This is a genomic window from Streptomyces sp. NPDC014889 (genome assembly GCF_043081205.1).
Lineage (GTDB): Bacteria > Actinomycetota > Actinomycetes > Streptomycetales > Streptomycetaceae > Streptomyces.
Genome location: NZ_JBIBWH010000012.1, coordinates 311,850 through 312,530, shown reverse-complemented (window position 1 = coordinate 312,530; position 681 = coordinate 311,850). Strand labels below are relative to the sequence as shown.

At 75.9% G+C, this 681-nt stretch carries 1 protein-coding gene; it reads left to right on the top strand.

Features of this window, described 5'->3' with window-relative positions; all coding sequences use genetic code 11:
- The coding region (locus ACF09J_RS25205; RefSeq protein ID WP_392307687.1) for a glycosyl hydrolase-related protein at window positions 1-576 on the top strand (576 nt) is incomplete at its 5' end.
- Between the last annotated feature and the right edge of the window lie 105 nt (window positions 577-681).

Below are 681 nucleotides of genomic sequence, written 5' to 3'. Positions count from 1 at the left end.
GAGGCCTGCAACCACCGCTTCGTGCACGTGGCCGAGCCCGGCTGGGGCGTCGCCCTCGTCAACGACTCCACCTACGGCCACGACGTGACCCGCACCGTCCGCACCGACCGCGACCGGGGCACCACCACAACGGTCCGGATGTCGCTGCTGCGCGCCCCCCGCTTCCCCGACCCCGAAACCGACCAGGGCGTCCACGGCTTCCGGCACGCCCTGGTGCCGGGCGCGGACATCGCCGACGCGGTCCGCGAGGGCTGGCGGATCAACCTGCCCGAGCGGCGGCTGACCGGCGCCCGGGCCGTGGCCCCGCTGGTGACGGTGGACGAGGACGCGGTGGTCGTGACGGCGGTGAAACTGGCCGACGACGGCAGCGGCGACGTACTGGTCCGCTTCCACGAGGCCCACGGCAGCCGGACCCGGGCCACACTCACGGCCGGCTTCGAGGTCGCCGAGGTCACGGTGACCGACCTCCTGGAACGGCCCCTGCCCGACGCCACGGCACCGGAACGGGACGGCGACCGGATCGCCCTGCGGCTGCGGCCGTTCGAGCTGATGACACTGCGGCTGCGGCGCGGCTGAATCGACGGGCACGACGCACGGGCCGGGCGCGCCCCGGGGGGGCGGCCCGCCCCCCGGGGCCGGTTCAGTTAACCGGCCCCCAGTCCCCGAACGCGGTGCCGGCCC